This window comes from Planosporangium mesophilum, from assembly GCF_016863255.1.
In the GTDB taxonomy this organism is placed as follows: Bacteria; Actinomycetota; Actinomycetes; order Mycobacteriales; family Micromonosporaceae; genus Planosporangium; species Planosporangium mesophilum.
This window is the reverse complement of the sequence record NZ_BOON01000010.1, coordinates 87,724-100,206: the sequence shown is the minus strand read 5'-3', so window position 1 is coordinate 100,206 and position 12,483 is coordinate 87,724. Positions and strand designations below refer to the sequence as shown.

General features: G+C 71.9%; 9 protein-coding genes. 3 read left to right on the top strand and 6 right to left on the bottom strand.

All coding sequences use genetic code 11. The features are described from left to right. From uvrC to rsgA, 4 genes are all read right to left on the bottom strand, one after another. Positions 1 to 1,954: excinuclease ABC subunit UvrC (uvrC, locus tag Pme01_RS06405; protein ID WP_203935465.1), on the bottom strand; the 1,954-nt coding region annotated here is incomplete at its 3' end. A gap of 104 nt (positions 1,955 to 2,058) precedes the next feature. Continuing rightward, the gene (locus Pme01_RS06400) at positions 2,059 to 2,526 is read right to left on the bottom strand and encodes a Rieske (2Fe-2S) protein (RefSeq protein WP_168114770.1); all 468 of its coding nucleotides are present in this window, start codon (positions 2,524 to 2,526) and stop codon (positions 2,059 to 2,061) included. A gap of 177 nt (positions 2,527 to 2,703) precedes the next feature. Further along, the gene (gene uvrA, locus Pme01_RS06395) at positions 2,704 to 5,733 is read right to left on the bottom strand and encodes an excinuclease ABC subunit UvrA (protein WP_168114769.1); all 3,030 of its coding nucleotides are present in this window, start codon (positions 5,731 to 5,733) and stop codon (positions 2,704 to 2,706) included. Between the two features lie 195 nt (positions 5,734 to 5,928). Beyond that, positions 5,929 to 7,026, bottom strand: a complete 1,098-nt coding sequence (gene rsgA / locus Pme01_RS06390) for a ribosome small subunit-dependent GTPase A (protein WP_168114768.1) — start codon at positions 7,024 to 7,026, stop codon at positions 5,929 to 5,931. A gap of 183 nt (positions 7,027 to 7,209) precedes the next feature. On the opposite strand from rsgA, the gene Pme01_RS06385 reads away from it, so the two are divergent. The 3 genes from Pme01_RS06385 to Pme01_RS06375 all read left to right on the top strand — a co-directional run bounded on the left by Pme01_RS06385 (position 7,210) and on the right by Pme01_RS06375 (position 10,074). Next, positions 7,210 to 7,920 (top strand): maleylpyruvate isomerase family mycothiol-dependent enzyme, encoded by a 711-nt coding sequence (locus Pme01_RS06385; protein ID WP_168114767.1) that lies wholly within the window; start codon positions 7,210 to 7,212, stop codon positions 7,918 to 7,920. A 10-nt stretch (positions 7,921 to 7,930) separates the two neighbouring features. After that, entirely contained in the window at positions 7,931 to 8,575 is a 645-nt protein-coding gene (locus tag Pme01_RS06380) for an MBL fold metallo-hydrolase (protein ID WP_168114766.1), read from the top strand. A gap of 113 nt (positions 8,576 to 8,688) precedes the next feature. Continuing rightward, positions 8,689 to 10,074, top strand: a complete 1,386-nt coding sequence (locus tag Pme01_RS06375) for a N,N-dimethylformamidase beta subunit family domain-containing protein (protein WP_168114765.1) — start codon at positions 8,689 to 8,691, stop codon at positions 10,072 to 10,074. On the opposite strand, the gene Pme01_RS06370 is transcribed toward Pme01_RS06375, so the two are convergent. Both Pme01_RS06370 and Pme01_RS06365 read right to left on the bottom strand, forming a co-directional pair. Then, on the bottom strand, positions 10,063 to 10,779 hold the full coding sequence (locus Pme01_RS06370; protein WP_168114764.1) for a metal-dependent hydrolase: 717 nt from the start codon (positions 10,777 to 10,779) through the stop codon (positions 10,063 to 10,065). The two genes, Pme01_RS06375 and Pme01_RS06370, sit on opposite strands and share 12 nt — an antisense overlap. After that, positions 10,776 to 12,440 (bottom strand): carbamoyltransferase family protein, encoded by a 1,665-nt coding sequence (locus Pme01_RS06365; RefSeq protein ID WP_168114763.1) that lies wholly within the window; start codon positions 12,438 to 12,440, stop codon positions 10,776 to 10,778. The genes Pme01_RS06370 and Pme01_RS06365 overlap by 4 nt, the downstream gene beginning before the upstream one ends. Between the last annotated feature and the right edge of the window lie 43 nt (positions 12,441 to 12,483).

Below are 12,483 nucleotides of genomic sequence, written 5' to 3'. Positions count from 1 at the left end.
CTCCGGCCGGCCGGGCGCCGAGCGCGACGAGGATAGCGTCCGCCGTACGCCGGCCGATCCCCGGCACCTCGACGATCTCCTCCACCGTCGCGGCCTTGAGCCGCTTGACGGAGCCGAAGTGGCGCAGCAGCGCCTTCCGGCGCACGTCGCCGAGGCCGGGCACCGAGTCCAGGTCTGACACGGTCATCCGCTTGGAGCGCTTCTGCCGGTGGTACGTGATGGCGAAGCGGTGGGCCTCGTCACGTACCCGCTGGAGCAGGTAGAGCCCCTCCGAGGTACGCGGCAGTACGAGCGGGTACTCGTCGTCGGGCACCCAGACCTCTTCGAGCCGCTTGGCCAGCCCGCAGACCGCCACATCGGTGACGCCGAGGTCGGCCATCACCCGGGCGGCCGCGTTGACCTGCGGCTGACCGCCGTCGACCACGAGCAGGTGCGGCGGGTACGCGAACTTGCGCGGCCGGCCGGTCTCCGGATCGATGCCGGGGCGGGCCCCGGCCTCGGGGGCGACCGGCTCCGCTACGGTCACCTCCGTACCGGCCGACTCGGCGAGCGCCTGCTTGTACCGGCTGAACCGGCGGCGCAGCACCTCCGAGATGGCCGACACGTCGTCGGTGGCGCCGTTGATCGCGAACCGCCGGTACTCGCTCTTGCGCGCGAGCCCGTCCTCGAACACGACCATGCTCGCCACCACGTCGGTGCCCTGGATCTGGGACACGTCGTAGCACTCGATCCGCAGCGGCGCGGTGTCCAACCCGAGCGCGTCGGCGATCTCCTCGAGGGCGCGGCTGCGGGTGGTCAGATCGCCGGCACGGCGCAGCTTGTGCTGGGTCAGCGCCTGCTGCGCGTTGCGCGCGACGGTCTCCTGGAGGGACTTCTTGTCGCCCCGCTGCGGTACCCGGATGGTGACCCGGCTGCCACGCAGCCCGGACAGCCAGTCGGCGAGGGCGTCGACGTCGGCGGGTAGCTCCGGTACCAGCAGCTCACGCGGGATCTCGCCGCCACCCGTACCGGTCTCGCTCTCCTCCCCGTACACCTGCGAGCAGAAGTGGTGGACGAGGTCGCCGGGGCTGAGGTCCTCGGTCTTCTCCACGACCCAGCCCCGCTGGCCGCGCACCCGGCCGCCACGCACGTGGAACACCTGCACCGCGGCCTCCAGCGGGTCGTCGGCGAACGCCACCACGTCGGCGTCGGTGCCGTCGCCGAAGACGACGGCCTGCTTCTCCATCGCCCGGCGCAGTGCCGTCAGGTCGTCTCGCAGGCGGGCGGCCCGCTCGAACTCCAACTCTGCCGAGGCGGCCTGCATCTCGCGCTCCAGCCGCTTGACCATCGAGTCGGTCCTGCCGGCCATGAAGTCGCAGAAGTCGAGCACGATCTGGCGGTGCTCGTCGGCGCTGACCCGGTCCACGCACGGCGCCGAGCACTTGCCGATGTCCCCGAGCAGGCACGGGCGCCCGATCCGGCTGGCCCGCTGGAACACGCCGGCCTTGCAGGTACGCGCCGGGAAGACCCGCAGCAGCAGGTCGAGGGTCTCCCGGATGGCCCAGGCGTGCGCGTAGGGCCCGAAGTAGCGCACCCCCTTGCGCTTGGCCCCGCGCATCACCTGCAGGCGCGGGTACTCCTCGTCGAGGGTCACCGCGAGGTACGGGTAGGTCTTGTCGTCGCGGTAGCGGACGTTGAACCGCGGGTCGTACTCCTTGATCCAGGCGTACTCGAGCTGGAGCGCCTCGACCTCGGTGCCGACGGTGACCCAGTCGACGGAGGCCGCGGTGGTGACCATCTGCTGGGTACGCGCGTGCAGCGTCCAGACGTCGGCGAAGTACGAGTTGAGCCGCTGCCGCAGGCTCTTGGCCTTGCCGACGTAGATCACCCGGCCGGACGGGTCACGGAACCGGTAGACACCGGGCTCTTCGGGAATCGATCCCGGGGCGGGGCGGTAAGTGGACGGATCCGGCACGCTAGTGAGCGTAGCCCGCGGGTACGTCAAGATCGCTGTCTGCGGGTGCCCGGCTTCCCGCAGGCGAGCCGGGCAGCCCGCGACAGGGATCCCTGCGACCGGGATCAGGCCAGGACGATGCTGTCACCCTGTACGTTGACCGGCTTGGCCGCGAGCGGTGCCTTCGCCGGGCCGCCCTTCACCGAACCGTCGGCCGCCGAGAACTTGCTGCCATGGCACGGGCAGTTGATGGTTCCGTTGGCGACGGTGGTGACCAGGCAGCCGGAGTGGGTGCAGACGGCGGTGAACGCCTTGTACTCGCCGGCGACCGGCTGGGTCACCACGAGCTTCTGGCTCTCGATGACCTTGCCACCGCCGACCGGGATCTCGTTCGTCTTCGCGAGCGCGGCGCCGGCCTGCTGGCCACCCTGCTGCTGGCCAGAAGCGGCGGGTGCGCTGGGTGCGCCGCCGCTGCTGTCGGTGCCCGTGTTCGGAGCCGGGCTGGAGGTGTCGCTGCCGCAGGCGGCCAGTACAGCCGCCGCACCGACACCGGCGGCACCGGCGATGACGCCACGCCTGGTGGTTTCGCTCATCTTGCTCCTCATGCTCGGGTGGGCCTCTGTCGTCCGTACCTACGCAGCCGCGTGCCGACCGGTTCACCGGGGCACGCGGCCGCCGTCAGGCTCTCACGCCTCCACAACGGCCCCGTCGCCGTTGTGGGGAGATCAGTGAGGCCACCCGGGACCACCCCGGTACGGGGGTGGGCCCCCTTACCGCGCGGCGGTCGCCCGCTTCGTGGCCTTGCGGACGGGCGCCTTGGCGACCTTGGTCGCCGTGGTCGCCGCCGCCTTGGTCGCCTTGGTCGCCTTGGTCGCCGCCGCCTTCCGGGCCGGGGCCTGGCCGGAGCCGTTGGCCTTGGCGGCGCGCTCCTGGGCGCTGCCGCCGGTCGGCTGGCCGTCGAGGTCCAGCACCTCGCGCAGGAACGCACCGGTGTGGCTCTCGGCGATCTCCGCGACCTCCTCGGGCGTACCCATCGCGACGACGGTGCCGCCCCGGTGGCCACCCTCCGGACCCATGTCGATCAGCCAGTCGGCCGTCTTGATCACGTCGAGGTTGTGCTCGATCACGATGACCGTGTTGCCCTTGTCGACCAGGCTCTCCAGGACCAGCAGCAGCTTGCGGATGTCCTCGAAGTGCAGGCCGGTGGTCGGCTCGTCCAACACGTACACGGTCCGGCCGGTCGAGCGCTTCTGCAACTCGGCGGCCAACTTGACACGCTGGGCCTCACCGCCGGAGAGCGTCGGCGCGGGCTGGCCGAGCCGGACGTACCCCAGGCCGACGTCGACGAGCGTCTTGAGGTGGCGGTGGATCGCCGGGATGGACTCGAAGAACTCGGCCGCCTCCTCGATCGGCATGTCCAGCACCTCGGAGATCGTGCGGCCCTTGTAGTGGACCTCGAGCGTCTCCCGGTTGTACCGGGCGCCCTTGCACACCTCGCACGGCACGTACACGTCGGGCAGGAAGTTCATCTCGATCTTGATGGTGCCGTCACCCGCGCAGGCCTCGCACCGGCCGCCCTTGACGTTGAACGAGAACCGTCCCGGGCCGTAGCCGCGCACCTTCGACTCGGTGGTCTCGGCGAACAGGCGCCGGATGTGGTCGAAGACCCCGGTGTACGTGGCCGCGTTCGACCGGGGGGTGCGCCCGATCGGCGACTGGTCCACGCCGACGACCTTGTCGACCTCGTCCAGACCGGTGACCCGGGTGTGCCGGCCGGGGACCATGCGGGCGCCGTTGATCTGGTTGGCGAGCACGGCGTGCAGGATGTCGTTGACCAGCGTCGACTTACCGGAGCCGGAGACGCCGGTGACCGCGACGAACTGGCCCAGCGGGAACGACACGGTCAGGTTGCGCAGGTTGTTCTCGCGCGCGCCGTGCACGGTCAACTCCCGGCCGGTCGTACGCGGCCGGCGGACCGTCGGCGTCGGGATGGCGCGCCGCCGCGACAGGTACGCCCCGGTCAGCGACTCCTCGTTGGTCAGCAGGTCGGCGAGGGCGCCGCTGTGCACGATCTTGCCGCCGTGCTCGCCCGCGCCGGGGCCGATGTCGACGATCCAGTCCGCGGTACGGATGGTGTCCTCGTCGTGCTCGACGACGATCAGGGTGTTGCCGAGCTTCTTCAGCCGGACCAGGGTCTCGATCAACCGGTGGTTGTCGCGCTGGTGCAGCCCGATACTGGGCTCGTCCAGCACGTAGAGCACGCCCACGAGGCCGGAGCCGATCTGGGTGGCCAGGCGGATGCGCTGCGCCTCGCCACCCGACAGGCTGCCGGCCGGCCGGTCCAGCGACAGATAGTCGAGCCCGACGTCGACCAGGAAGCGCAGCCGGGCGTTGATCTCCTTGAGCACCCGCTCGGCGATCAGCTTCTGCCGGCCGGTCAGCTTCATCCTGCCGAGGATGTCGGCGGCCTCGCCCACCGACAGGCCGCACAGCTCGGCGATGCTGCGCCCATCGAGGGTCACCGCGAGGATCTCGGGCTTGAGCCGGGCACCGCCGCACGCGCCGCACGGCACGTCGCGCATGTACCCCTCGTACTTCTCCCTCGACCACTCCGACTCGGTGTCACCGTGCCGGCGCTCGATCCACTGCACCACACCCTCGAAGCCGGTGTAGTAGGAGCGCTCCCGCCCGTACTTGTTCCGGTAGCGGACGTGCACCTGGTCGTCGGAGCCGTACATGATCGCCTTCTGCGCGCGGCTGGACAGCGCGCGCCACGGCGTGTCGAGGCTGAAGCCCTGCTCGGAGCCGAGCGCTTCGAGCAGACGCAGGAAGTACTCCAGGGTGTGGCCGCCCGACCAGGGCTGGATCGCCCCTTCCCGGAGGCTGCGCTCCGGGTCGGGGATGATCAGCTCCGGGTCGACCTCCTTCTTGGTGCCGATACCGGTGCACTCCGGGCAGGCGCCGAACGGCGAGTTGAACGAGAAGCTGCGCGGCTCGAGGTCGTCGATGGCGAGCGGGTGCTCGTTGGGGCACGCCAGGTGCTCGGAGAAGCGCCGCTCGCGATGCTCGTCGTCCTCGGCGAGATCGACGAACTCCAGGATGACCACGCCGCCGGCGAGCTTGAGGGCGGTCTCGACCGAGTCGGTCAGCCGCTGCTTGGCGCTGCTCTTCACGGCGAGGCGGTCGACGACCACCTCGATGGTGTGCTTCTCCTGCTTCTTGAGCTTCGGCGGCTCGGTCAGCGGGTACACCACGCCGTCGACCCGGGCCCGCGCGAAGCCCTTGGACTGCAGCTCCGCGAAGAGGTCGACGTACTCACCCTTACGCTCGCGCACCACCGGCGCGAGTACCTGGAAGCGGGTGCCCTGCTCCATGGCCAGGACCCGGTCGACGATCTGCTGCGGGGTCTGCTTGGCGATCGCCTCGCCGCAGACCGGGCAGTGCGGCTCGCCCACCCGGGCGTACAGCAGCCGCAGGTAGTCGTAGACCTCGGTGATCGTGCCGACCGTCGAGCGCGGGTTGCGCGAGGTCGACTTCTGGTCGATCGAGACCGCCGGGCTGAGGCCCTCGATGAAGTCCACGTCGGGCTTGTCCATCTGCCCGAGGAACTGCCGGGCGTACGACGACAGCGACTCGACGTAGCGGCGCTGGCCCTCGGCGAAGATCGTGTCGAAGGCAAGGCTGGACTTGCCCGAGCCGGAGAGCCCGGTGAAGACGATCAGTGCGTCCCGAGGAAGCTCAAGGCTGACATCGCGCAGGTTGTGCTCCCGCGCTCCGCGAATGATCAGTCGGTCGGCCACAGCCCGCCCATCAGTAGTTGATCTGTCCCGATTGACACCCATCCGGATGCCGCAGCAACTGTAGCCGCGGGGTATGACAATTTCCGTCTCACGCCGGCCAGCCGCTGTCCACCAGGGTACTGACCACCCGTCCGACTGAACCCCGGCCCTGAGAAGGCGTGCGCCCGGGATCTGTGCGGATCTCGGGGCGGCGACCTACGGGCGGGCCCGGCCGCGTCGCTCCTGCTTCGGCACCCACGCCCAGCTCGCCCCGGCCTCGGCCGCCAGCCGGTCCTGCCGGCGCCGGCTCTCGGCCGACTGCTCCCGCATCAGCTTGCGCCAGCTCGCCAACCGGCGCGGCGCCAGCTCACCGACCTCGATCGCGGCGCGGACGCCGCAGTCCGGCTCGGCGTCGTGCCGGCAGTCGCCGAACCGGCACCGCGCGGCCAGGGCCGCCACATCGGCGAAGGCGCGGTCGAGGCCGAAGCCGCCCCCGAGACCGGAGCCCGGGACGGAGTCACCGCCGATCATGCCGACCGCGCGTATCCCCGGTGTATCGATCACCACACCCCCGCCCGGCAGCGGGATCAAGGTACGGAAGGTGGTGGTGTGCCGGCCCCGTCCGTCGGCGCGCAGCGCCTGCGTCGTCAGGACCGTCGTCCCGGCGAGCGCGTTGACCAGGCTCGACTTGCCCGCCCCCGAGGGGCCGAGCAGGCCGAGCGTGCCGCCCTCCGGCAGGTACGACCGCAGCTGCGCCACGCCGTCACCGGTACGCGCGCTGACCGCGTGCACGGGTACGCCCGGGGCGACCGCCGCGAGCTGCGCCACCACGTCGTCGGGGCGCGGCACGAGGTCGGCCTTCGTCGCGATCACGATCGGCCGGGCGCCGGACGAGTACGCGAGGGCGAGCAGCCGCTCCATCCGACCGGGGTCGGGCTCCGGGTCGAGCGGCTCGACGACGGCCGCCACGTCGAGGTTGGCGGCCAGCACCTGGGCGTGGGAGGCGGCCCCGGCGCTGGCCCGGACCACGGCGGTGCGCCGGGGAAGCACCGACTCGACGGTCAACCGCCGGTCGGGCCAGGTGTGTACGACCACCCAGTCGCCCGCGCACGGGAGCACGACCGGGTCGGCCGCCGCGGCGGCGAGGATCGAGCCGGCCAGGCTGGCGCGGGCCGCGCCGGAATCGCCCAGGACGGTACAGACGCCACGATCGACCCGCAGAACTCTGGCCGGCCGCCGGCCTCGGCGGTCGTAGGCGGCGTAGGCGCCCGCGAAGTACGGGTCCCAACCGAGGGACCGCAGGTCGAACGTCATCGTCTTTCCTGTCTGTCATGGCTTTGCCGGTGCCCGGACGAGGCGGGGCGTGATGCCCCGTCCGGTGGGACGATGAACGCGTTCGCCACCGACGGTAGGTGCCGGCCGGGCCGAGCGAAACCGAATATCGCGGGCGGCGACGGTCGTCGAGAGCGCCCGACCGGGGCGGCTTACAGTGTGGAGATGACCGCCGACCCGCTCGTACTCCTCCCCGAGGTCGACCGGGCAACGGCCCGGCTGCTCGCGACGGTGCGCAAGCTCGACGACGCCGCCGTCGGGGAGCCCTCGCTGCTGCCCGGCTGGACCCGCGGGCACCTGCTGACCCACCTCGCGCGCAACGCCGAGGCCTGCGTCAACCTGCTGACCGGCGCCCGTACCGGTGTCGAGACCCCGATGTACCCCAGCGACCAGGCGCGCGAGGAGGCCATCCAGGCCGGCGCCGGCCGCCCGATCGCCGAGCACGTCGCCGACCTGAGCGCGTCGGCGGAGCGCCTGGACGAAGCGGTGGCGCAGATGCCGCCGGTGGCGTGGACCGCATCCGTACGCTGGCGCGGCGGCCACACCAGGCCCGCCGCCTACATCCCCTGGGCCCGGCTGTGCGAGGTGGAGATCCACCACGTCGACCTGGATGCCGGGTACCGCCCCGCGGACTGGCCGGACGCCTTCGTGCACCGGCTGCTGCACGACCTGGCCGCCGACCTCGCCGACTCGGTGGCCCCGGTGCGGCTGCACGCCGCCGACCTCGATCACGAGTTGACCATCGGAGCCGATCCCACCGTGACCGTGAACGGGACCGGGCACGCGATCGCCTCCTGGCTCAGCGGCCGCTCGGACGGCGCCGACCTCACGGTCACGCCCCCGGGGCCGCTGCCGACCGTACCGATCTGGAAATGAGGATGCGCACGTGACGTACACCGGTCAGGTCTCACCCGGCGGTCCGCCGGACGTCCGGGAACTCGCCGAGCTGACAATCGTCAAGGTGTCCGTCGGCCCGATGGACAACAACGCGTACCTGCTGCGCAGCGCGGGTGAGCAGTTGCTGATCGACGCGGCCAACGAGCCCGACCGGCTGCTGTCGCTGCTCGGCGCGGGCGGGCTGTCCACCGTGGTCACCACGCACCGGCACGGCGACCACTGGCAGGGCCTGGTGGACGTCGCGGGGATCACCGGCGCCGAGTCGCTGGCGCACGAGGCGGACGCGCCGGAGATCCCGGTCGTGACGCAGACGCTGACCGACGGCGACAGGGTACGGGTGGGAGACGCCGAGCTGGAGGTCATCCACCTCGTCGGCCACACACCCGGGTCGGTCGCGCTGCTCTACCGCGACCCGGGCGGGCACCCGCACCTGTTCACCGGAGACTCGCTGTTCCCGGGCGGCCCCGGACGCACCACCAACCCGCAGGACTTCGACTCGCTCATGACCGACCTGGAGAACAAGATCTTCGGCCGGCTGCCCGACGACACCTGGTTCTACCCGGGGCACGGCAACGACAGCACGCTCGGCAAGGAGCGGCCCTCGATCCCGGAGTGGCGCGCCCGCGGCTGGTGACGACGAGACGGCGGCGCCACCGAACGCATTCGGTGGCGCCGCCGAATCTTCCCCGCCGACGGGGGTAGGGCGGCGCTGCCGACGCGTCGTCACCAGCACTCCACGGGGCCGCGATGATCTATGGGTACCCCGACCACCCCACCGTGGTCGCCGGGGACCGCCTCACGCTGCGGGTGTCGACGGACGCGCCCCGGTTCCGGGTCGACTTCCACCGCTGGGGCGACCGCGTCCGGTTGCAGGGGCGGTCGCCGTGGTGGCCCGGGCGCCACGTGCCACCGCACCCCCCGTACCAGGACTGGGGACGGTCCGGCATCGGCCTGCACGGGGAGGAGCTAGCGGGCTGGCCGGCGTACCCGTTCACCGTTGCCCGTGACTGGCCGCCGGGGGTCTACCTCGCGTCCCTGGTGGAGAATGACGGGCGAGGTGTCCCCGGTCCGGACTCCCGCCATGCCAGGGCGCTCTTCGTGGTCCGGGCGCCCGGTGTCAAAGCCCGAATCCTGTACAAGCTGCCGCTGCTGACCTACCACGCGTACAACCAGGTGACCCCGCGGCCGTACGAGCCGGCGACGCGACGGGGCGGCTGGTCGCTGTACACCGTGCCGGGGCTGGACAAGCTGGCGCTACCGGTGCCGCCGTCGGTGTCGGTACGCCGCCCCGGCGGCGGTGTGGGCGGTACGCCCTGGGACATCGGGAACGTCGACCCGTACGACCCGACCCCCCGCCAGACCTTCGCGCACTGGGACGCGCCGTTCATCGCCTGGCTGGAGCGCACCGGACACCGCGTCGACTACTGCACCGACCTCGACCTCCACCGGTTCGGCGCCGACCTGCTGCGCCGGTACCGGCTGCTGCTCAGCGTCGGGCACGACGAGTACTACAGCGACGCCATGCGGGCCAACGTGGAGCGCTTCGTGCGCGGCGGCGGCAACGTCGCCTTCTTCGGCGGCAACACCTGCTGGTGGCGGATCACGTTCGACGACGACACCAGCTTCCGCCGGGAGAGCTTCTGGTGCGACGTACCGGACCCGGAGAACTCGCTGACGGGCGTCAGCTTCCGCAACGGCGGGGAGCGCGACGGCGACCGCCACCCGGTCCCGGTGGGCTACCGGGCCCAGCACACCGACCACTGGGTGTACGAGGGCACCGGTCTGCGCGACGGGGACACCTTCGGCGACCGGCCGGACGAGTACCTCGTCGGGTACGAGTGCGACGGGGCGCACTTCGACCGGGGACGGCTGCGGCGCGGCCTGCCGGTACGGCCGACCGGCGACGACGGTACCCCGGAGGACTTCACCATCCTCGGCGTCGGGGACGTGAGCGGCAGCGGGTGGGGGCGCGGGAACCGGGCGGCCACCATGGGGCTGCACGGCGGCAACGGGACCGTCTTCACCGCCGCCACCACCGACTGGGCCCGGCTGCTGGGCAGCGGGCGGTCGCCGGTGGTCGAACAGATCACCCGGAACGTGGTCGAGCGGCTGGCCGATGGGTCACCCCCATGACAGACGCTGCCCCGGACGCATCTCGATCATCTCGACGCCGGTCAGCCCGATCCCGTCCAGGGCCTCGCGGAACCGGGCCGGCACGGCCTGCGACCCGGGCGCGATGCCGTAGTGCATGGGCGCCACCCGGTCGACCCCGAGCAGGCGGGTGGCGACCGCGGCCTCCGCCGGGCCCATGGTGTGGTGGTCGCCCATCGGCAGCAGGGCCAACTCCGGCCGGTACACCTCGGAGATCAGCTCCATGCCGGGGAACGCGGCGGTGTCCCCGGCGTGGTAGATCCGGCTGCCGTCGGAGAACTCGAGGACGAAGCCGGCGGCGACGCCGACGTACGCCCCGGGGTCGGCGTCCACGCTCGAGCTGTGCTCGGCCGGCGTCATGGTGATCCGTACCCCCTCCAGGGTGACGATGCCGCCGACGTTCATGGTGCGGATGTTCCTGAGCCCCTTGGCGCTCAGCCAGTTACCCAGCTCCGCCACGGCGACGATCTTCGGTGTCCCGCGCCCGGCGACCCGGAACACGTCACCGAGGTGGTCGTGGTGGCCGTGCGTGATCAGGATGAGGTCGACCTCGCCCACGTCCTTGGCGTCGTCCGGGCAGAGCGGATTGCCGTAGGTCCACGGGTCGACCAGGACCACCTTCGACTCGGGGGTGACGAACCGGAACGTCGCGTGCCCCAGGCAGGTGATCTCGACGGCGTCCGTCATGGCGTCGGCGGCTCCACCCGTTTGCGGATGAGGAACGGCGGCATGGCCAGGGCGTGCATGGCGGTCCCCCGCAGGCACGCCAGGGCGTCCTGCGGCGTCTCGGCCAGCGGGTCGCCCTTGCCGTTGAGGGAGGTGTTGAGCAGCACCGGACAGCCGGTACGCGCGGCGAAGGCCCGCAGCAGCGCGTACAGGAAGGGGGTGTTCGTGGCGTCCACGGTCTGGAGCCGCGCCGTCCCGTCCACGTGCGTGATCGCCGGCAGCGCCGTGCGGTACTGCGGGCGGACGTCGGCGGCGTACTGCATGAACGGGGCCGGCCGGTCCACGTCGAAGATCGTGCTGGCGGCGTCGGCCAGCACGACAGGGGCCAGCGGGCGGAACCACTCCCGACCCTTGACCTGCGCGTTGATGAAGTCCCGCATGTCGGGGTGGCGGGCGTCGGCGATGATGCTCCGGTTGCCCAGCGCCCGCGGCCCCGACTCGCTGCGGCCCTGGTGCAGCCCGACCACCCGGCCGGAGTCGAGCAGGTCCACGATCCGGTCGACCAGGTCCGCCGGCTCCTCGACGACCAGCTCCGGGGGCGCGGCCCGCACCGCCCGCCGTACCGCAGCGGCGTCGGGGTCCGGGCCCAGGAAGTCGTTGGCCCAGCGGAAGCCGCTGGCGCCGCCGAGACAGTCGATCATCCCGTACAGGGCGGAGCCGAGCGCGGTACCGCCGTCGTGGGGGCTGGGTGGGATGAACAGGTCGCCGAACCGGCTCTCCCGCAGCAGCCGGCCGTTGGCCGAACAGTTCAGCGCGGTCCCGCCGGCGAAGCAGAGGTTGGCCGCGCCGGTCTCGCCGTGCAGCCATTCCGCGGCCCGCAGCACCGCGGTCTCGAACGCGCGCTGCCCCGCCGCCGCCAGGTCCGCACAGTCGTCGAACGACCCGGTCCCCTCCTGGAGGAACGCGAACCGGTCGCGCTGGGCGAACAGCTCCATCCACTCGTGCGGGATGGCGACCCGGTACTCGTCGATCTCCAGGTCGGGCAGGCCCAGCGCGTACGGGCGGCCGAACGGTGCCAGGCCCATCACCTTGCCCTCGTTGCCCTCGCCCGCCGGGAAGATGGTCCGCGTCAACAGGTAGTAGAAGCAGCCGAGCCCGGCCGGTTCGGCCCAGCGGCCGTGCCAGAGGTGCTTGCCGACGCACTCGACCCGCCCCCGCTCGCAGGTGTAGAACGACGCGACCTCCAGCAGCTCCGGGGTGGCGTCGACGGACGGGAAGGGCTCGGTGATGTCCTTGACCCGGCTGCCCTGGGCGTCCACCACCATGACGGCGGCCCGCTCGAACCCGGACGGATAGAAGGCGCTGTACAGGTGCGCGAGGTGGTGCGACACCGTGGCCACCCGTACCCCGTCGCGGAACGGCACGGTCCGGACGAGCTCCTCGCGGTAGGCGGGCAGGTGTTCGACCTCGTCGTCGGACGACCAGCACTCGACGACGAGGTCGACGGGCTCCCGCAGGCGCGGCAGCGCCGGCGCGTACAGGCTGCGCAGGTCGCCCCGGCGCCCCCAGTGGTGCTTGCGGCGGGACAGCCGCTCCTTCTGGAGGCTGTACACGGCCGACCCGCCGCTGACCAGGGCGATGGACGCGTCCTGGGTGCGGTTGATGCCGACAACAGTCGTCACTCGGGCCTCCCCTCGCGGACCTTCGGGTCGCCGGACCTACCCG